The organism is Streptomyces sp. NTD91 (assembly GCF_059510455.1).
The window spans coordinates 80,508-100,172 of the sequence record NZ_JCAJZW010000006.1 but is presented as its reverse complement, the minus strand read 5'-3'; the positions used below and the strand labels follow the sequence as shown (position 1 = coordinate 100,172).

Annotated in this window: 14 protein-coding genes and 1 riboswitch; of the genes, 9 read left to right on the top strand and 5 right to left on the bottom strand. The window is 73.7% G+C overall.

The genetic code is table 11. The features are described from left to right. Positions 1-52: 52 nt before the first annotated feature. Complete coding sequence (locus tag AC5WRT_RS09365) at positions 53-682, top strand: TetR/AcrR family transcriptional regulator (protein WP_496092488.1); 630 nt, start codon at positions 53-55, stop codon at positions 680-682. A gap of 416 nt (positions 683-1,098) precedes the next feature. Further along, the gene (locus tag AC5WRT_RS09360) at positions 1,099-2,607 is read left to right on the top strand and encodes a phytoene desaturase family protein (protein WP_496100113.1); all 1,509 of its coding nucleotides are present in this window, start codon (positions 1,099-1,101) and stop codon (positions 2,605-2,607) included. 33 nt (positions 2,608-2,640) lie between these two features. On the opposite strand, the gene AC5WRT_RS09355 is transcribed toward AC5WRT_RS09360, so the two are convergent. The 5 genes from AC5WRT_RS09355 to AC5WRT_RS09335 form a co-directional block, all read right to left on the bottom strand. Then, positions 2,641-3,561, bottom strand: coding sequence for an SCO2102 family sporulation regulator (locus AC5WRT_RS09355; protein WP_496092486.1), 921 nt, complete (start codon positions 3,559-3,561; stop codon positions 2,641-2,643). A gap of 56 nt (positions 3,562-3,617) precedes the next feature. After that, complete coding sequence (gene metF / locus AC5WRT_RS09350) at positions 3,618-4,541, bottom strand: methylenetetrahydrofolate reductase [NAD(P)H] (RefSeq protein WP_496092485.1); 924 nt, start codon at positions 4,539-4,541, stop codon at positions 3,618-3,620. Between the two features lie 447 nt (positions 4,542-4,988). Continuing rightward, a complete protein-coding gene (gene thiE, locus AC5WRT_RS09345) occupies positions 4,989-5,636 on the bottom strand; it encodes a thiamine phosphate synthase (RefSeq protein ID WP_496092484.1) in 648 nt (215 codons plus the stop codon). Between the two features lie 91 nt (positions 5,637-5,727). Next, the gene (locus AC5WRT_RS09340; protein ID WP_387516151.1) at positions 5,728-6,093 is read right to left on the bottom strand and encodes an Rv2175c family DNA-binding protein; all 366 of its coding nucleotides are present in this window, start codon (positions 6,091-6,093) and stop codon (positions 5,728-5,730) included. A gap of 201 nt (positions 6,094-6,294) precedes the next feature. Next, entirely contained in the window at positions 6,295-7,527 is a 1,233-nt protein-coding gene (locus tag AC5WRT_RS09335) for an NAD(P)/FAD-dependent oxidoreductase (RefSeq protein ID WP_496092483.1), read from the bottom strand. Positions 7,528-7,710: 183 nt separating this feature from the next. Then, positions 7,711-7,822, top strand: a riboswitch (TPP riboswitch). Between AC5WRT_RS09335 and thiO the strand changes: the two genes are divergently transcribed. The 7 genes from thiO to fxsT all read left to right on the top strand — a co-directional run bounded on the left by thiO (position 7,820) and on the right by fxsT (position 19,493). Then, entirely contained in the window at positions 7,820-8,983 is a 1,164-nt protein-coding gene (gene thiO, locus AC5WRT_RS09330; protein ID WP_496092482.1) for a glycine oxidase ThiO, read from the top strand. (Overlaps the previous riboswitch by 3 nt.) Next, on the top strand, positions 8,980-9,186 hold the full coding sequence (gene thiS / locus AC5WRT_RS09325; protein ID WP_496092481.1) for a sulfur carrier protein ThiS: 207 nt from the start codon (positions 8,980-8,982) through the stop codon (positions 9,184-9,186). Before thiO ends, thiS begins: the two co-directional genes overlap by 4 nt. Before the next feature lie 3 nt (positions 9,187-9,189). Beyond that, positions 9,190-9,984 (top strand): thiazole synthase, encoded by a 795-nt coding sequence (locus tag AC5WRT_RS09320; RefSeq protein WP_496092480.1) that lies wholly within the window; start codon positions 9,190-9,192, stop codon positions 9,982-9,984. A gap of 90 nt (positions 9,985-10,074) precedes the next feature. Beyond that, positions 10,075-11,991, top strand: a complete 1,917-nt coding sequence (pknB, locus tag AC5WRT_RS09315; protein WP_496100112.1) for a Stk1 family PASTA domain-containing Ser/Thr kinase — start codon at positions 10,075-10,077, stop codon at positions 11,989-11,991. A 154-nt stretch (positions 11,992-12,145) separates the two neighbouring features. After that, entirely contained in the window at positions 12,146-14,080 is a 1,935-nt protein-coding gene (locus AC5WRT_RS09310) for a VMAP-C domain-containing protein (RefSeq protein WP_496100133.1), read from the top strand. Next, a complete protein-coding gene (locus tag AC5WRT_RS09305) occupies positions 14,077-15,093 on the top strand; it encodes an AAA family ATPase (protein ID WP_496092478.1) in 1,017 nt (338 codons plus the stop codon). The genes AC5WRT_RS09310 and AC5WRT_RS09305 overlap by 4 nt, the downstream gene beginning before the upstream one ends. Then, a complete protein-coding gene (gene fxsT / locus AC5WRT_RS09300; protein ID WP_496092477.1) occupies positions 15,093-19,493 on the top strand; it encodes an FxSxx-COOH system tetratricopeptide repeat protein in 4,401 nt (1,466 codons plus the stop codon). The genes AC5WRT_RS09305 and fxsT overlap by 1 nt, the downstream gene beginning before the upstream one ends. The last annotated feature ends 172 nt before the right edge of the window (positions 19,494-19,665 follow it).

Here is a 19,665-nt window from a genome sequence, read left to right as displayed (position 1 = left end):
CGTGCTCCCCGCGCTGTCACCGCACGCGCGCGTACCTGTGAGAATCGGGGCCATGGAAAGCAGCAGCGCCAGGGCCGGCGGCAGCACCCGCCGCGAGGCCACCCGGCAGAAGCTCTACGAGGCGGCCGTCACTCTCATCGCCGAGCAGGGCTTCTCCGCGACCACCGTGGACGAGATCGCCGAGCGGGCCGGGGTCGCGAAGGGCACGGTCTACTACAACTTCGCGAGCAAGTCGGTCCTCTTCGAGGAGCTGCTGCGGCACGGCGTCGGTCTGCTCACCGCCTCGTTGAAGGAGGCGGCGGAGCGGACCGCGCGGGCGGGCGGCAGCAGGGTGGACGCGCTCGACGCGATGATCCGGGCGGGCCTGGTCTTCATCGACCGTTACCCGGCCTTCACCCAGCTGTACGTGGCCGAGCTGTGGCGCACCAACCGGGCCTGGCAGTCGACGCTGATGGTGGTCCGGCAGGAGGCCGTCGCGGTGGTCGAGGGGGTGCTGCGCGCGGGCGTGGCGTCCGGCGAGTTCAGCGAGGAGATCGACGTCCAGCTGACGGCGGCCGCGCTGGTCGGCATGGTGCTGGTGGCCGCGCTGGACTGGAAGTCCTTCCAGCCGGAGCGCTCCCTGGACGACGTCCACGCGGCCCTGTCCCGGCTGCTGCAGGGACGCGTGAGCGGAAAGGGCTGAGCGGCCCGCGGCGGGGCCGCAGGCACCGGGACATGCGGAAGGCGCCGGTCCGCCGCCGGGCCGGCGCCTTCCCACTCCCCGTACTCCCCCGTACGGTTCTCCCCCTGTGGTTCCCCGAGGGCGGTCGTCCCCCCGGGCCCCCGTCTCGCTTCCGCCGACGGATCGGCGGAAGGAGCGGCCCGGTGGCGGGCGCCGTTCCGCCGCCCCGTGTCGGCGGTGCCGCACCGCGCCCCCTGGCCGTGTCTCCACTGTCCCGTTCACCCGGGTCGCGGCCCATCCGCGCACATACTCATCTCTCGGCCTGGGTACGGGTACTCAGCCTGTTCACACCCGCGGCCGACGGCCCGGCGCGGGGGCGCGTCGGTGCTCGCCTCCCGCGGACCGGATCGTCAGTGGCGGTGGGTAAAGTCGCAGGCATGGCACGGATTGCGGTGATCGGCGCCGGGATGGGCGCGATGGCTGCCGCCGCCCGGCTGGCCGTCGCGGGCCACCGGGTGGTGGTGTACGAGCGCACGGACACGTACGGCGGAGCGGTGCGCCGCTTCGAGCGGGGCGGGTTCGGCTTCGACACCGGCCCGGGAGTGCTGACGCTGCCCGCCGTGTACCGCGATCTGTTCGTCAAGACCGGCAAGGAGCCGCTGGAGGACTGCGTCGAGCTGGTCCAGGTCGATCCCTCCGCCAGGCACGTCTTCGCGGACGGCACCGAGGTGTCGCTGCCGAACGCCTCGCGCGCGGGTGTGGTCGCGGCCCTGGACCAGGCGCTGGGCGCGGGCGCGGGCGAGCGCTGGGGCGATTTCCTGGTGCGGGCCCGGGAGGCGTGGGACCGCACCCGCAGACCGCTGCTCGAGGAGCCGGTGTGGCCCAACTGGCAGGTGCTGGCGGACAAGGAGCCGTATCCGGCCGTCCCGCACAAGCGGCTGCTGCGCACGCGGCGGGCGAGCACGCTGTCCGAGGTCGGCGCCTGGGAGCTGCGCGACGAGCGGCTGGCCGCGCTGCTGGAGAGTGCGGCGCTCGCCCACGGGCTCGACCCGCGGACCGCTCCGGCGAGCGCGGCCGTGCTGCCCTACATGGAGCACGCCTTCGGTACCTGGTATGTGCGCGGCGGCGTCCGGGAGTTGGCGCGCGCGGTGTACGAGCGGTGCGTGCGGCGGCGGGTCGAGTTCGTCTTCGGCACGGAGGTCACCCGGGTCCTGGAGAAGGACGGCCGGGCGGTGGGCGTGGAGTTGGCGGACGGCACCGTGGCCGAGGGGGACTTCGTGGTGGCCGGTGTGGCCCCGGACGTCCTCGGCCGGTTCGTGCCGGGCGCGGCCCCGCGCGGTGCGGGCGATGTCCCTGCACAGCGGGGTATGCCGAGCCGGCTCACGGTGCTGCTGGCGCTGCACGGCGAGCGGCCGGACGGCACGGCCCACCGGACCGTGGTGCACGCGGAGGACACGGAGGCCGAGCGGGAGCTGATCTTCGGCAGCTCGGGAGGGACGGTGGCGCGCCCGACCGTCACCGTGCTGCGGCCGGACGACCCGGCACTCGTGCCGGACGCGGCCCATGAGGCGGTCGTCCTGTCCTCGGTGGTCCCCGCCGGTCCACGGCAGGAGAGTCAGGAGGTTCTCGGGCGCCACGCCGAGAACCTGATCGACACGGCCGCGCGGGCCGTGCCCGGGCTGCGGGACCGCATCCTCTGGACGGAGGTGCTCACCCCTGCCGCGGTCGAGGAGGCCACGGGAGCTGCGGGCGGTGCGATACCGGCCCCGGCGCTCGCGGCAGGCGCCGGACGCCTGCTGCACCCGGGCAACGCCACCGGTCTGACCGGTCTCTTCGCCGTCGGCGGATGGTCCCACCCCGGCGGTGGCCTGCCGCATGCGGGCATGTCGGGCGCGCTGGTGGCGGGACTGATCGTGGAGGGCCCGGAGTTCCGCGGCTCCCGGTGAGCAGGCGCCGGGCCAGTGACGGCGGTACGCGCCTCAGAAGCGGTACTGCTCGTCGTACCCGGCGCCGTGCTGCGGCTGCTGGGCGTGGCCCTGGTAGGGGTACGGCTGCTCCTGGGGGAGTTCTCCGCCGTAGGTCTCGTCGGTCCGCTGCTGCGGGACCCACACCCCGCTGGCCGGGGTCTCGCCGTAGCCGCCGCCGTACGGGTCCTGGCTGTAACCCTGCTGGGCGTACTGCCCGGAGTAGCCGGGGTCGTACGGGGCGCCGCCGTAGGACTGGCTGCCGATGTACGGGTCGGAGTAGTTGGCGTAGGCCTGCTGCCCCCCGGCGTCGTAGCCGTAGCCCTGCTGGCCGTAGCCCGAGTAGTCGTAGGCGTACTGCTGCTGCTCGGTGCCCTGGGCCTGGGTGGCGCCCGCGTGGGCGGGGTCGCCGTAGACGCCGTAGGAACCGGTGTCCTCGGGCATGGGCTGCGGTTCGTAGACGGCGGTGGTCCCGGCGGCTGCGGGCTCGGCACCGCGGGAGGCCGGGGTGAAGACGTCGTCGCGGTCGTAGTCCTCGTCGTAGGCGCCGTGGTCCTGGTGGTAGAGGCCGTCGGCGTCCCGGTCGTCCTCCGGGCCGGTCGGCTCGTGGCCGTCGAGCTCGGGGTCGTGCCGGTCGGCCTTGCCGCGACGGCGCTTGCTGCCGCCCTCGGTGTCGGGGTCGGGGCGCTTGACCGCCCAGCCGGCGGCGAAGCCGCGCCGGAACGACAGCGTGACGTAGGTCTGGCCGATCGCGAAGGCGATCGCGCCGACCCCGATGACGACGACGGACGGCATCAGCACGCCGAGGACGACTCCGAGGAAGCCGACGAAGGCGAGCAGCCGCCAGCGCAGTCGCGCCTTGTACTGCAGCAGCACCTCGCCCAGCAACCACAGTGCGACGATGCCGAACGCGATGTAGAGGACCGTCCAGCCCATGTACGCCCCTCTCCCAGTGACCGCTACGCAGTGTGTCGTATCGCGGTGCGGCCGGTCTAGGCCTGCGGGGGGTGGTGCAGGCCCAGGTTCTCGTAGATTTCCAGGGTCGCCGTGGAGTTGTTGAGCGTGATGAAGTGCAGTCCGGGCACTCCCTCGGCGAGCAGCCGAGCGCAGAACTCCGTGGCGAAGTCGATACCGATGGAGCGTACCGCCGCCGGATCGTCCTTGGCTGTGAGGATCCGCTCTTTCAGGGCGTCCGGGAAGCGGGCGTTGCTGAGCTTCGGCAACCGTTCCAGCATCTTCACGCTGGTGACGGGCAGGACCTCGGGGATCACGGGGGTGTCACAGCCCGCGGCCACCACGCGGTCGCGCAGCCGGAGATACGACTCCGGCTGGAAGAACATCTGTGTGATGGCGTAGTCGGCGCCCGCACGGCACTTGTCCACGAAGTGGGCGACGTCGGTGTCCCAGTCCGTGGAGCGGGGGTGCATCTCCGGGAACGCGGCGACGCCCACGCAGAAGTCACCCGACTCCTTGATGAGCCGGACGAGTTCGGCCGCGTAGGTCAGGCCCCGCGGGTGCGGCACCCATGCGCCCATGGGGTCGCCGGGCGGGTCGCCGCGCACGGCGAGCATGTTGCGGATCCCGGCGTCCGCGTACTGGCCGATGATGTTCCGCAGTTCGGCGATGGAGTGGTCGACCGCGGTGAGGTGGGCGACCGGGGTGAGCGTGGTGTCGGCGACGATCTGCTCGGTCTCCTTGACGGTGCCGGCGCGGGTGGAGCCGCCGGCACCATAGGTGACGGAGACGAAGTCGGGCGCGACCGCCTCGACCCGTCGGAGCGCGCTCCACAGGTTCCGCTCGCCCTTGGGGGTCTTCGGCGCCGAGAACTCGAACGAGTACGTCGTCTTGCCGGTGGCGAGAATGTCGCGCACGGTGCGTGCGCGATCAGTCCTGGTGGAGGAGGTTCCGAGGGCCATACGGGCAGGTTAGCCAGGGGTGGGCGGTCCCCCAACCGGAGCACGGCGATTTGCCCGAATTGCCGCTGTCCTGTCCATCCCTTGGACAAAGATCGCAGGTCCGCCGAGCCGCTGAGGCCTGTCGTCATGTTTCCGACGTCGCCCGACGGGCGGCGACGACAGACGCTGGAGGGCCATTCTGACGTCGTTGCCCGAAGGGCGGCCGCGCGGCGTCAGCGGCGAGAGTACGTGCCGGGCGTCGCGACGGGGGGAACGTTGCCTGTTGCGGCACCAGGGCGTGTTTCGAAAGTAGCGTCGTCCGCCCGGAGGGCGGGGTCCGCGGCGTCTGGTGCGGTGCATCGCAAGGCGGAGGGTCGTCCTCGTACCGGGCGTACGTGGACGATCCCGACAACGCGGCGAGGTGCCGTGCCAGGCGTCGCGGACCAGACGGGACTTTCGAAACACGCCCTAGGCCTGCCGGAGCCGCTTGGCGAACTCGGCCGCGGCCGCTCCCGGGTCGTCGGCCTCGGTGATCGCACGGACCACGACCACCCGGCGGGCACCCGCCTCCAGCACCTCGTCCAGGTTGGCCGTGTCGATGCCGCCGATCGCGAACCAGGGACGATCGGTGTCCAGGCCGGCCGTGTACCGGACCAGGCCGAGTCCGGGCGCGGGCCGGCCGGGCTTGGTGGGCGTGGGCCAGCAAGGGCCGGTGCAGAAGTAGTCCACGCCCTCCTGGAGGGCGGCTGCGGCGGCCTCGGACTCGGCGTGCGTGGAACGGCCGATCAGCACCTCGTCGCCGAGGACGGCGCGGGCGGCCGGGACGGGCAGGTCGCCCTGGCCGAGGTGCAGGACGTCGGCGCGGGCCGCGTGGGCGACGTCCGCGCGGTCGTTCACCGCGAGCAGCTTCCCGTGCCGGGCGCAGGCGTCCGCGAAGACCTCCAGGTGCGCCAGCTCCTCGGCGGCCTCCATGCCCTTGTCGCGCAGCTGCACGATGTCGACTCCGCCGGCCAGGACCGCGTCCAGGAACTCGGGCAGGTCGCCCTGACGGGTGCGCGCGTCCGTGCAGAGGTACAGACGGGCGTCGGCAAGCGCGGCGCGCGCGGTGTCGGACATACGTGGGTCCCCCTGATCGGTGTCCCTGGCTGCGGTCACGGGTGGCGTACGGGCTCCGCGGCCCGCACGCCACCCCCTCGTGCGGATCGGCTCAGACGGCGAGCGCCTGGGCGCGGCGCTTCACCTCCGTGCCGCGATTCTCGCTCAGGGCCTGCGCGGGGGTGCCGGGCAGGGTGTCGTCGGGGGTGAAGAGCCACTCGATCATCTCTTCGACCGTGAAGCCGTCGTCCCGCAGGAGCGTCAGGGTGCCGGACAGGCCCTTGACGACCTTGTCCCCGTCGATGAAGGCGGCGGGGACGTGCAGCGCCCGGTTCTCACCGCGGCGGACGGCGATGAGCTGACCCTCCTTGACCAGCTGCCGCACGCGCGTCACCTCCACGCCGAGCATTTCGGCGATGTCGGGGAGGGTGAGCCAGGCGGGGACGAGAGCATCGATCTTTGCGTCAATCTCGGTCACGGCACCAAGGGTAGGCGCTCGGCCGGTCTGGTCGCGATGCGTCGTGCCTGTTGTGTCGTCGGGCGGGGGCGATGCCGTCATGGCAGGCCGCCCCCGGGTTCCCGGCTTCGCTCGAACCCGAGGGGGACACCCGTCGCGGTGGAGCAGCGCTGTCGGCACAGCCCCGCGCCCGCTTTGGGGCACTGCCCCTCAAAGCACCGATCAGTCGGCCTTCGCGTCCTTCAGGGGCTTTCCGGGGTCGGCCAGGGCCGCCGCGTCCATGCGGCTGCCCGCCTCGATCAGTCTCCGCCCCTGGGCGAGATCACGCGGTCGACCCACCGCCAGCAGGGCCACCAGACGGTCCTCGCACAGCCAGCACACCGTCCAGGCCGGGCCCGTCGGGTCGCCCCGCCGGATGAACCGGTCGGCTGCGGGGTGGTGGCCGACGTACTGGACGAAGCGGCCGAACTGCTCGGACCAGAAGTACGGCACCGGGTCGTAGGCCGCCGGGGTCTCGCCGAGGATGTTCGCGGCGACCGTGCGCGGGCCCTGCAGCGCGTTGTCCCAGTGGTGGACGAGCAGCCGTTCGCCGTAGCGGGCGGAGGGGAAGGAGGCGCAGTCGCCGACGGCGTACACGTCCGGCGCGGAGGTGCGCAGCCGGGCGTCGGCGAGGACGTCCCCGTGCGGGCCCAGATCGACGCCGGAGCCGGCCAGCCAGGCCGTGGCGGGACGGGCGCCGATGCCGACGACGACCGCGCCCGCGGGCAGCCGGGTGCCGTCGGCGAGGATCACCGCGCCCGGCTCGACGCGCTGCACGCGCGCGCGCGTGCGCAGCTCGGCGCCCGCGTCGGTGTACCAGGCGGCCATGGGGGCGGCGACCTCGGCGGGCAGCGCACCGGCGAGCGGCCGGTCGGCGGCCTCCACGACGGTCACCGCGCAGCCGGCCTCCCGGGCGGCCGTGACGAATTCGGCGCCGATCCAGCCGGCCCCGACGACCACGATCTCGTGCTGCCGGGCGAGCACCGGCTTCAGCCGTTCGGCGTCGTCCAGGGTGCGCAGCAGATGCACGCCTGGCACGCCCTCGGTGCCCGGCAGGGTGATCGGCTCGGCACCGGTCGCGAGGACGAGGACGTCGTACGGCACCGGGCCCCGCTCGGTGTCCAGCTCGTGCTCGGCGGGGCGCAGGCCCAGCGCTTCGCAGCCGAGCCGCAGTTCGACCCCGAGGGACTCGAAGTCCACGTCGAAGGCGGAGTCCTCGGCCTTGCCGAGGAGCACGGCCTTGGACAGCGGCGGCCGGTCGTACGGCTGGTGCCGTTCGGCGCCGATCACGGTGATGACGCCCTTGAAGCCCTGCTCCCGCAGCGCGACCGCGGTCTGCACCCCGGCCATGCCCGCGCCGACGACGACCACGCGCCGCCCCTGTGACGTGCCCTCCGGGGCTGTCTGCTCGCTCACCCGATCACCATAGACAGGTGACGGAGCGTCAGTCAGCCGTGATGCCCGGTGACCTGCTCCACACCGCTCGTACCGGTGCCCCGAAGCCCGGCGGCTCGCCCTCCCGGGTGCCGACCGGACGGCCCCGCACCGCCGGGGGCTCTCTTACGGGCGGCGCGGGCGGCGGGCTAGGGTGGCCCCCGTACAAGCACTCGCGGGAGCCCGGACGCACCGGGCTGAGAGGGGGGCTGGCGGCCTCCGACCGTACGAACCTGATCCGGGTCATGCCGGCGAAGGGAGGGGCTGGACGCCCATGTCGTCACGTACGTCCGACGTCCTCGTCATCGGGGGCGGGATCATCGGCCTGGTCACGGCCTGGCGGGCGGCGCAGCGCGGGCTCGCCACGGCCGTGGTGGACCCCGAGCCCGGCGGCGGGGCCGCGCGGGTCGCGGCCGGGATGCTTGCCGCCGTCACCGAACTGCACTACGGCGAGGAGACGCTGCTCGCCCTGAACCTGGAGTCGGCCCGCCGCTACCCCCAGTTCGCGGCCGAGCTGACCGAGCTGACCGGCCACGACCTCGGCTACCGCCGCTGCGGCACCCTCGCGGTCGCGCTCGACGCCGACGACCGCGCCCACCTGCGCGAACTGCACGCGCTGCAGCAGCGCTCGGGCCTGGACTCGCAGTGGCTGTCCGGGCGGGAGTGCCGGCGCCTCGAGCCGATGCTGGCACCCGGGGTGCGCGGCGGGCTGCGGGTCGACGGCGACCACCAGATCGATCCGCGGCGGCTCGCGGCGGCCCTGGTGACCGCGTGCGAGCGGGCCGGAGTCGCCTTCCACCGCGCGCGGGCCGAACGGCTGGACGTCGCAGGCGACCGGGCGACCGGGGTGACCACGGCCGACGGCACCGCTCTGCTCGCCGGGCAAGTGGTGCTCGCCGCGGGGAGCATGAGCGGGCGACTCGCGGGCGTGCCGCAGGCGCTGCTGCCGCCGGTGCGGCCGGTGAAGGGGCAGGTGCTGCGGCTCGCCGTGCCGCGCCGGCACGCGCCCTTCCTCAGCCGTACCGTCCGTGCCGTGGTCCGCGGCAGCCAGGTGTATCTGGTGCCCCGGGAGAACGGCGAACTGGTCGTCGGCGCGACCAGCGAGGAACTGGGCTGGGACACGACCGTCACCGCGGGCGGGGTGTACGAGCTGCTGCGGGACGCCCACGAGCTGGCTCCGGGGATCACCGAGCTGCCGCTCACCGAGACCCGGGCCGGGCTGCGTCCCGGCTCCCCGGACAACGCTCCGCTGCTCGGTCCGTCCGGACTGGACGGGCTGCTGCTGGCCACCGGGCACTACCGCAACGGGGTCCTGCTGACGCCGGTCACCGGGGATGTGATGGCGCGGCTGCTGGCCGACGGCGAGCTGCCCGAACAGGCCCGTCCCTTCACACCGCGGCGCTTCGGCGCCGCCGTCCTCATGGAGCTGCCCGCATGAGCGTCTCGATCTCCGTCAACGGGGAGCGCCGGGAGATCGTTCCGGGCACCGCTCTCGACGTCGTCGTACGGTCGCTGACCCCGTCGCCGTCCGGGGTGGCCGCCGCCGTCAACGAGACCGTCGTCCCGCGCGCGCAGTGGGCCGCCACGGCGCTGGCCGAGGGCGACCGGGTCGAAGTCCTCACCGCGGTGCAGGGGGGCTGAGGCATGGCCGACGATCCCTTGGTCCTCGGGGGTACGACCCTCTCGTCACGGCTGATCATGGGTACGGGCGGTGCGCCCAGCCTCGATGTGCTGGAGCGTGCGCTGGTCGCCTCCGGCACGGAGCTGACGACGGTCGCGATGCGGCGGGTGGACCCCTCCGTGCACGGTTCGGTGCTGTCGGTGCTTCGGAAGCTGGGCATCGGGGTGCTGCCGAACACGGCGGGCTGTTTCACCGCGGGCGAGGCGGTGCTGACCGCGCGGCTGGCACGGGAGGCGCTGGGCACGGACCTGATCAAGCTGGAGGTCATCGCCGACGAGCGGACGCTGCTGCCGGATCCGGTGGAGGTGCTCGAGGCGGCGGAGACACTGGTCGACGACGGGTTCACGGTGCTGCCGTACACCAACGACGATCCCGTGCTGGCGCGCAAGCTCCAGGACGTGGGCTGTGCCGCCGTCATGCCGCTGGGCTCGCCGATCGGCTCCGGGCTGGGCATCCGCAACCCGCACAACTTCCAGCTGATCGTCGAGCACGCACGTGTGCCGGTGATTCTGGACGCGGGGGCCGGTACGGCGTCCGACGTGGCGTTCGCCATGGAGCTCGGGTGTGCCGGTGTGATGCTCGCCTCGGCCGTGACCCGGGCGCAGGAGCCGGAGACGATGGCCGCCGCGATGCGGCATGCCGTGGAAGGGGGCCGGCTGGCCAGGCTGGCCGGACGCATTCCGCGCAGGCACTTCGCCGAGGCCTCCTCCCCCGCCGAGGGACGCGCCCACCTGGATCCCGAGCGCCCGGCGTTCTGATCGCGGGGCCGTCACAGCTGTGCTGCATTCCGTCACCGGCCTCGGCGCACCGTGCGGCGCTGTCGGCCGCTCCTCGTAGACTCCCCTCTCGTGGATACGACCCTTCAGGACCCCCTCGTCGGGCAGGTGCTCGACGGCCGCTATCGCGTCGACGCGCGGATCGCGGTCGGCGGGATGGCCACGGTCTACCGGGCCCTGGACACCCGTCTGGACCGTGTGCTCGCGCTGAAGGTGATGCACCCGGCGCTCGCCATGGACGGATCGTTCGTGGAGCGGTTCATCCGGGAGGCGAAGTCGGTGGCCCGGCTGGCGCACCCGAACGTGGTGCAGGTCTTCGACCAGGGCACCGACGGGTCGTACGTGTACCTGGCGATGGAGTACGTCGCCGGGTGCACTCTGCGGGACGTGCTGCGCGAGCGGGGGGCGCTGCAGCCCCGCGCGGCGCTCGACATCCTCGAACCCGTCCTCGCCGCGCTCGGGGCGGCGCACCGGGCCGGGTTCGTGCACCGGGACATGAAGCCCGAGAACGTGCTGATAGGTGACGACGGCCGGGTCAAGGTCGCCGACTTCGGGCTCGTGCGGTCCGTGGACACCCAGACCAGCACGACCGGAGCCGTCCTCGGGACCGTGTCGTACCTCGCGCCGGAGCAGATCGAGCAGGGCAGCGCCGACGCGCGGGTCGACGTGTACGCGTGCGGTGTCGTGCTGTACGAGATGCTTACCGGCGCCAAGCCGCACGCGGGGGACTCCCCCGCGCAGGTGCTCTACAAGCACGTCCACGAGGACGTGCCGCCGCCCTCGGCGCTGGTGCCGGGACTGCCCCACGACCTGGACGAGCTGGTCGCGTCGGCGACCGCGCGTATCCCGGACATCCGCCCGCAGGACGCCGTGGCGCTGCTCGCCCGGGCGCGCGAGGCGCGGCAGGGGCTGCGCGACGACCAGCTGGACGCGATGCCGCCGCAGGCGGTCACGGCGGAGCACGACAACGCCGGCGACCGTACGAGCGTGATACCGCGCTCCCTGACGGTGCCCAGGCCGCTGCCGGTCGGCGACGAGGAGCCGGCCGAGGGTGGCGTGCAGCGCACCAGTCGGCTGCAGGCGCCCCCGGCGCCGCCCCGCCGGTCCACGCGGATGGTGCTGACGATCGCCGCCGCCGTGCTGGTGCTGCTCGGCGCCGGAGCCGGCGTGTGGTACATAAACTCGGGCCAGTTCACGAAGGTCCCGCCGCTGCTGGCCAAGACCGAGGCTCAGGCCCGCGCCCGGCTGGACTCGGCCGGTCTCGAGGTCGGGCGGGTCAGGCGGGAGTACAACGACACCGTCGCGCGGGGCACGGTCATCGGCACCGACCCGGCGCCCGGCGCGCGCATCCGCGACCACGACTCGGTGACGCTGACCATCTCGCTCGGCCCGGAGACGGTGAAGGTGCCGGACGTCGAGGGCCGCACGCTGGCCGAGGCGCGGGCACGGCTGAAGGCGGACGGTCTGGAGCCGGGCATGGTCACCCGGGAGTTCAGCCAGGACGTGCCCAGGGGCTCCGTGATCGCCACGACCCCGCAGGCCGGCACCGAGCGGCACGCCGGCTCGGCGATCGCGCTGACCGTCAGCAAGGGCAGCCCGATCGACGTGCCGGACGTCACCGGTGACGATCCGGCGGACGCCCGGCAGCAGCTGACGGACGCCGGGCTGAAGGTGCGGGTCGCGCCCGGACAGGTCAACTCCGAGTACGACAAGGGCAAGGTGGCCCAGCAGAGCCCGGGCGACGGCAGCCAGGCCGCCCAGGGCGACACGGTGACGCTGACGCTGTCCAAGGGCCCGGAGATGATCGAGGTACCGGACGTGGTCGGCGACAGCGTCGACGACGCCCACAAGGCGCTGGAGGGCGCCGGCTTCAAGGTGGACGAGGACCGCGGGCTGCTCGGGCTGTTCGGCGACACCGTGAAGAAGCAGTCGGTGCAGGCCGGCGACAAGGCCCCCAAGGGCTCCACCATCACGATCACCATCCGCTGACCGGGGCCCTCGCGGGCGGCTCGGCGGCAAGGTCAACTGCCCGCCGTCGAAGGGCCGTTGCCCCCTGCTTCCTTCCCCTTCGAGGCCGCTACTATGGCGGCTCCGCAGACGCGGGTCCGGTTGCGGGACGGACGGGGGGAGAGGTCTCTTGGGGGTGGAACCGGTCGCGGAGCTGACCGCAACCGACGTCTGGCAGGTCAGCATCCTCGGGCCCACGGGCGCACCCGTGGGCGGAGGGGTCATCATGCCGCCGCGGTACGTGCTGACGTGTGCGCACGTGGTGGCGAGCGCCGTCGGCCGGCAGTGGCAGGACGACCCGGGCGCCACCGTGACGATCAGCCTGAGCAACGGCCTGCGGCTGCGCGGCTCCCCGGGCGGCGGGCACCTCTACTCCGGCGGACACTCGCACGAGGACTTCTCGGTGCTGACCCTGCACGGCGATCTCTCCCTGGCCGGCGACCAGTTGCCCACCTCGCACGGTCATCTGTCCGCGGGCGCGTACAGCGCGAAGCGGCGGATGCAGGTGTACGGCTATCCGCAGGGGCAGCCGCACGGGGTGTGGGCGGACTGCCTCATGGCCGGCCCCGGGGGGCCCGCCTCGGCGCTGATCCAGCTGAACGACGCGCCGGACACCGGCCGCAAGGTCGGCAAGGGGTACAGCGGCTGCGGCGTGAAGGACGTGGCGACCTCCCGGGTGATGGGGCTGGCCGTGCTGCGGGACAAGGCCCCGGACGCGGGGGTGACATGGATGATCCCCTTGGCGCGGCTGGCCCGGGCCTGGCCCCCGCTGCGGGCCGCTCTCGCGCTGTCCGGTGAGTTGCCCCCGCCCGGCGCCGAGCCGGACACCGCCCCGCACCCGGTGCCGTTCGACGACGGCCCGTTCGACGCGGAGGCCATGGACGACCTCTACCGTCTGCTGCTGGACGGGGCGGTGCCGCTCCCGGGTCTGGTGGCGCTGCGCGACGAGGCGCTCGGGCCGGTGCGCCGCCCCTGGCAGGGCGCCCCCGAGGACATCCTCGGGATCGTGCACGACCTGCAGCAGATCGCTCAGGCAGGCCGCCCGGTGCCACCCCTGCTGACGTTCGTCGCGGCGCTGTCCCAGCGGGTCCCGGGCACCCGCGGGCAGGAACTGGCCCGCTGGGTGCGCGGCCGGGCCGGGCACTGCGTGCCGGTGGTCGATCCCGGCCCGTTGCTGGGGCGGCGCTCGCGTCCGGCGCGGGCCGGCGCCCGGTGGACGTACGCCACCTTCCGCATCACTCCGGCCTCGCCGTCCCGGCACTATCTGCTCGACGTCTTCCAGGAGCACGAGGGCTCGCCGCGCGAGGCCGTCCAGCAGTACACCGAGGCCATGCGGTTCGCCGACATCGAGCGTCTGATCAGGAAAGAGATCATCCGGATGCGCCGGGCGAAGGCCATCGACTCCCCCGATCTCTTCGTGGAGTTCGTGCTGCCCCGGGAGCTGCTGGGCAGACCCGTGGACGGGCTCCCGATCAGCACGCCCAGCGGCGCGGAGGTGCGTCTGGGGGTGGTGCACCCGGTCGCCGTGCGCAGCCTCGAGCGCCAGAACGAATCGGTTTGGGTCGGATGGGGGCATAACTGGTCCCGTAAGTGGGACAGGATGAGAGCGATGTCCGTACTCTCCGGGGAGCGGGTGGTCGATGTGTTGCCCGCCCGGAGCCAGGACACCGCGTCGTACGAAGTGCTGTTCTCCGCCCTGTACCCCGAGGAGGGACCGCTCGCGCTGGTGCTCGGCTTCCCGCCGCGGGCGTCCCGGAAGCGCACGCCGGACCCGGAGTTCGACGCCGCCCTGGACGCGGGGATTCCCGCGCTGGTGTGGGCGCACGACGAACAGGACGGGGCGCGCGTCACCCGGGAGCTGCCGGACCGGTTGCGGGCGACCGGCGTGCGGGGCCTGCCGGAGGCCGTGCTGCGGGCCCGGCGCGGCGAGTGGTCGCCGGTGTCCGCCGGCGGCGGGCCGCGCATCGGCGGCGGACTGCGCCTCGGCTTCCTCTGGGACCCGTTCGACCGGCTGCCACCACAGACCCCCCTGGCCGCACCCGTACCCGCCCCCGGAGGTGACCCCTCGTGACCGAGACCGGAAGCCCGCAGACACCCGGTTGGTGGCTGTATCGCGGCGACGGCGTCCCGCACGACGCGATCGAACGGCTCCCCGACCCTCCGGGCTGGCGGCCGATCCAGCAGGGCACGCCCCCCGAGGACGAGCCTCTCGCTCCCGAGCCGGCCGACGCCCGGCGGGGCCGGGTGTTCAAGGTGGACCGGGGACTGGTCGACGTGGTCAACGCGGCGCTGCTGCTGCGCCGTCCGCTGCTGCTGACCGGCCGCCCCGGCACCGGCAAGTCGACGCTGGCCCACGCCGTCGCCTACGAGCTGGGGCTCGGCCCCGTGCTGCACTGGCCGGTGACGTCCCGCACGACGCTGCGGGACGGGCTGTACGCCTACGACGCCATCGGCCGGCTGCACGAGGCGAACCTGCGCCGGGCGGGCCTGGACACGGGCGGGGGCACCGGCGACATCGGCCGGTTCCTGCGGCTCGGGCCGCTGGGCACGGCCCTGCTGCCGCGCCGCCGGCCGCGCGTCCTGCTCATCGACGAGCTGGACAAGAGCGACATCGACCTGCCGAACGATCTTCTGACCGTGTTCGAGGAGGGACGCTTCGCGATCGAGGAGCTGCTGCGGCTGCCCCCGGAGCAGCGCAGCGTGTCCGTGCGGACGGCGGACGGCGGGCAGGCACAGGTGACGGACGGTCAGATCGCTTGCTGGGCGTTCCCGCTCGTGGTCATCACCTCCAACGAGGAGCGGGAGTTTCCCGCCGCCTTCGCCCGGCGCTGCCTGCGGTACGACATCGAACCGCCGGGTCCGGAACGGCTCGCCGCGATCGTCGCCGCGCATCTGGGCGAGGAGGCCCTGCAGGAGGCGCGCCCGCTGGTGGAGGCCTTCCTCGTGGAACAGGGCAACGGCAGCGTGGCGGTGGACCAGTTGCTCGGCGCCATCCAGCTGGCGCGCGCGGGCGCGGACGAGGACCGCGAGCAGTGGGAGGATCTGCTGCGCACCCTGTGGCGGCATCTCGAGACGGGGCCCTGATGGCGTACGAATCACCGGAGCGCCCCACTCCGGACGCGCGGGAGATCGCCGAAGTCCTCTGGCTCGCGGCGCGGTTGGCGCATGCCGAGAACCACGCGGCGCAGGCAGGCCCGGCCGGCCGCAGGCCGCACCCGTTGTCGGGGCTCACGGGCCAGCTGGAGCCGGATCCGCTCCGGCGCCGGCGCGACACCCCGGCCGACGAGGAGCCCGACGAGCCACACGCGGACGGCACGGTACGCGCGGGCATTCCGGCCCCGCGCACGCGGGGGCCGGAGCTGCACGCCCGGGGTCCTGGCGCGCCGGAGGGGGACACCGCGACGGCCGTACCGGCGCTGCCGGTCCGTTCGCCCGGGGTGCGCCCGCTGGCGAGGCCGGTCGAACTGGGGCGGGCGCTGCGGCCGCTCAGGCGCCGGGTCTCGTCCGCGGTGCGGCACCGGATGGACGAGGAGGCCACCGCCGACCGCGCGGCGCAGACCGACGTCTGGGAGCCGGTGCTGGTCCCGGAGGAGGAACCCTGGCTCGATCTGGTGCTGGTGGTCGACACGGGCGAGTCCATGGTGCTGTGGGACAGCGCGGTGAGCGAGCTGCGCACGGTGCTGCGCCGGGTGGGAGCGTTCCGCTCGATCACCGTCCGCTGGCTGGAGCACCTGGCGGACGGAACCCTCGCGGTGCGTACCACGGCGCCTCCCTGGTCCGGGGGCGGGCCGCGCCGCCGCGCCGGCCAGGGGCCGCCCGCGTATCACTCGCCGCGCGGTGCCGTGCTCGTCCTCAGCGACGGCATCGGCCCCGGCTGGCGCTCCGGCGCGGCGCTGAGACTGCTGGCCCGCTGGGCGCGCGGCCGGCCGACGGCACTCGTGCAGCCGCTCGACCGGCGGCTGTGGCACCGCACCGCGCTGCGCCCGGTCCCGGTCGCCCTGCACGCCTCCCGCCCAGGCGCCCCCAACGGCGACCTGCACGGCGCTGCCGACGTCCCCGGCGTCCTGGTGCCGGTGGTGGAACTCGCGCCCGCGGCGCTGCAGATGTGGGCCCGCCTGGTCGCCCGTCCCGAGGCCTCGCCGTTCCAGGGGTATGCCGTGGTGGCGGGCGACGCGGCACCCGTGGCCCCGGCGCGGACGGCGCCCCCGCGGCCGGCCGAGGAGCGGCTGTCCCCGCTGGACCGGGTGCTCGCCTTTCGCGCGCAGGCCTCGCCCCAGGCCTTCGAGCTGGCCGGGTACCTGGCGGCGGCCCCGCTGTTCCTGCCGGTGATGCGCCTGGTCCAGCAGGTCATGGCGCCCCGCACGACCCCGTCGCACCTCGCGGAGGTGTTCCTGTCCGGACTGCTGCACCCGGTGCCCTGCGCCCGGCGGCGCCCGGCGGAGCAGACGGAGTTCGACTTCCCCGAGGACGTGCGCTCGCTGCTGCTCGGCTCCCTGCACCGACAGGAGAGCCGCCGGGTCCTCACGGCCGTCTCGGACTATCTGGCCGAACACTCGTCGGCGCCGTACCGGTTCGACGCCACGCTGGCCGATCCGTCGGCCCAGCTGCCGTCGCGCATCAGCGTGGAGAGCCTGCCCTTCGCCAAGGTCGACGCGGCGGTGGCCGACGCGCTGGGCGGGAGCTTCGCCGCCCGGGCGCGCCGACTGCGCGGACTCATCTCCCGACAGCAGCGCCCGGCGAGTCGCGGTGACGCAGCGCAGTCTTACGATTACGACGTGACCGACACCACATCCTTGAACAACACTGCCGAAGCCGGGGCCGGCCGTCCCCACCCGGTCGGACCCGGCCGGGCGGCGGAGACCCGCCGGCCATCAGCGGAAAGGGAATCATCCGTGGCCGAGTCCGTGTCTCGCCCGGCCGGCGTCGACGGCCCTTCGCGCACCGGGGGGCCCGGCACCGCTCCCCTGCCGACGAACACCCGGCCGGTGCGGTTCGAGGAGAGCGTGCCGCAGGTGTGGGGCCGGCGCATTCCGCCGCGGAACCACATCTTCACCGGCCGGGACGAACTGATCACGCAGTTGCACGACCGGCTGGCCGACCGGCGCGCGGCCATCGTGCCGCAGGCGTTCTTCGGCCTCGGCGGAGTCGGCAAGACCCAACTGGCAGTCGAGTACGTCTACCGCTATCAGTCCCAGTACCAGCTGATCTGGTGGATCAACGCCGAGGACCCGGCGCTGGTCCGCTCCTCGATCGCCGCGCTCGCCCCGCACCTGGGCCTGGAGGCGGCCCCCAGCGGCGACGAGGCGCTCCCGCTCGTCCTGGACAGTCTGCGCAGGGGCACGCCCTTCCGCAGATGGCTCCTGGTGTTCGACAACGCCGACCGGCCCGAGGACCTGGAGGAGTACTTCCCCTCCGGCGAGGGCCACATCCTGGTGACGTCACGCAACCAGAGCTGGGCGGGGCACGCCCATCCCATCGCGGTGGACGTGTTCTCCCGGGCGGAGTCCGTGCGCTTCCTGCAGCGCCGGGTACCGGGCATGCCCGCGCAGGACGCGGCGCGGCTGGCCGAGGCGCTGGGCGACCTTCCGCTCGCCGTGGAGCAGGCCGGTGCCTGGCACGCGGAGACGGCGATGTCCGTGGACGAGTACCTGGAGCTGCTGCGCGAGCACGCGGGACGGCTGCTGGACAGCTCGGTGCCGTCCGGCTATCCGCACTCGGTGGTGGCGACCTGGAACCTGGCGATGGAACGGCTGGCCGAACGCAGCCCGGCCGCCGTGCAGTTGCTGCGGCTGTGTTCGTGCATGGCGCCGGAGCCGATCAGCTGGGCCGTGCTGCGCAGCGCGGCCTTCGCTCCGCTGCCGTCCCCGCTCGCCGAGGCGCTGCGCGATCCGGTGGAGCTGGGCCTGGTCACCCGGGAGATCGGCCGGCTGGCGCTGGCCCGCATCGACCACCGCAGCAACAGTCTGCAGATGCACCGGCTGGTGCAGGCGGTGCTGTTCAACCAGATGTCCCCGCAGGAGCAGGAGGACACCTACCACCTCACCCACGTCCTGCTGGCGGCGGCGGACCCCAAGGAGCCGGAGGACGACGCCAACTGGCGGCGGTACGCCGAGCTGCGCCCGCACATCCGGCCCACCCGGGCGGTGGAGTGCGAGCACCGGGACGTCCGCGACCTGGTGATCAACGAGGTCCGCTATCTCTACCAGCACGGCGACTACACCGGCGGCGCCCAGCTCGCCGAGTTCGCCCGCGGGGAGTGGCGCGAACGGCTCGGCGAGGACCACCCGCAGACGATGCGCATCACCCGCGCGTACGGCAACCTGATCCGCAGCTTCGGGCAGTTCGACGAGGCCCGGCAGCTCAACGCCGAGCTGCTGGAACGCACCCGCCGGGTGTACGGCGAGGACCACGAGGAGACCCTCGCGATCGCCAACAGCAACGCCGCCGACCTGCGGGTGCTGGGCGACTTCGAGGCGGCGGCGGAACGGGACCGGGACACTCTGGAGCGGCTGATCACGGGCTTCGGCCCGGACCATCCGCTCGCCCTGATGTCCGCGGCCAACCGCGCGCTCGACCTGCGGCTGCTGGGCCGGTTCCAGGAGGCGCTGGAGCTGGACGCGCAGACCTACGAGCGACGCGTGCGGGTCTTCGGCCCGGATGACCCGCTGACCCTGGTGGTGGCCGCGAACTATGCCCGCGACCAGCGGGAACTGGGCGACTACCACGGCTCCACGGAGTCGTTGCGCGCCCTCTACCCCAAGCTGCGCGACCGGCAGGGCCGCGAACATCCCTACACCCTGGACGTGGCCAAGAACCTCGCCGTCTCGCTGCGGGCGATGGGCGCCTACGAGGAGGCGTACGAGCGCTCCAGCCGTACGGTGGAACGCTGCCGGGCCCGCTACGGCGAGGGGGACCTCAACACCCTGGCCGCGATCGGCAATCACGCCGTCGACCTGCTGCTGCGCGGTGAGCTGGAGGAGTCGGAGCGGCTGGCCGCGCTGACCGTGAACGGATACGAGCAGCTGTTCGGCGCGGACCACCCCTATGTTCCGATGACGGAGACCAACCACGCCGTCGTCCTGCGGGCGCTCGGCCGGTACGAGCGGGCGCTGTCGCTGAACCTGTCCGCCTACGAGAAGCTGGAGCGCCGGTTCGGGCCGGAGCACAACTGCACGCTGCGCTGCGGGGTGAACCTCGCCAACGACCTGCACTCGGCGGGCCGCTTCGAGGAGGCGGTGCGGGCGAACACCCGCCAGCTGGACGCGCTGCGCGAGACCCTCGGTCCCGACCATCCGGTCACGCTGGTGTGCGGGGGCAACCTGGTGCACGACCTGCGTTCGCTGGGCCGGGAGGAGGAGGCCGCGGCGCTCCTCGACGACGTACTGACCCGGTTCGCCGACACGCTGGGCCCGGACTATCCGGTGGCCAGGGTGTTCTCCCGCGGTGAGCGCGCTTTCTGCGACATCGAGACACCGGTGTTCTGACCCGTACCGGCGCCCGCCTCCCGGACCGACGGCACCCGGCCACCCGGCCACCCGGGCCGCGAGGGCCGACCAGTCCGGGGGGCTCCCCGGTCGTCGGACCGACCGGTGCCTCACACCTCCCCACCCACGGCAAACAGGCACCCCACGCCGCCCCGGGCCCCGGGCCCCGGCT

Bases quoted from the DNA above. Each gene is read 5' to 3' on its own strand.
- AC5WRT_RS09365 (WP_496092488.1), top strand. From the start codon at position 53: ATGGAAAGCAGCAGCGCCAGGGCCGGCGGCAGCACCCGCCGCGAGGCC.
- AC5WRT_RS09360 (WP_496100113.1), top strand. From the start codon at position 1,099: ATGGCACGGATTGCGGTGATCGGCGCCGGGATGGGCGCGATGGCTGCC.
- AC5WRT_RS09355 (WP_496092486.1), bottom strand. From the start codon at position 3,561: ATGGGCTGGACGGTCCTCTACATCGCGTTCGGCATCGTCGCACTGTGG.
- metF (WP_496092485.1), bottom strand. From the start codon at position 4,541: ATGGCCCTCGGAACCTCCTCCACCAGGACTGATCGCGCACGCACCGTG.
- thiE (WP_496092484.1), bottom strand. From the start codon at position 5,636: ATGTCCGACACCGCGCGCGCCGCGCTTGCCGACGCCCGTCTGTACCTC.
- thiO (WP_496092482.1), top strand. From the start codon at position 7,820: ATGTCGTCACGTACGTCCGACGTCCTCGTCATCGGGGGCGGGATCATC.
- thiS (WP_496092481.1), top strand. From the start codon at position 8,980: ATGAGCGTCTCGATCTCCGTCAACGGGGAGCGCCGGGAGATCGTTCCG.
- AC5WRT_RS09320 (WP_496092480.1), top strand. From the start codon at position 9,190: ATGGCCGACGATCCCTTGGTCCTCGGGGGTACGACCCTCTCGTCACGG.
- fxsT (WP_496092477.1), top strand. From the start codon at position 15,093: ATGGCGTACGAATCACCGGAGCGCCCCACTCCGGACGCGCGGGAGATC.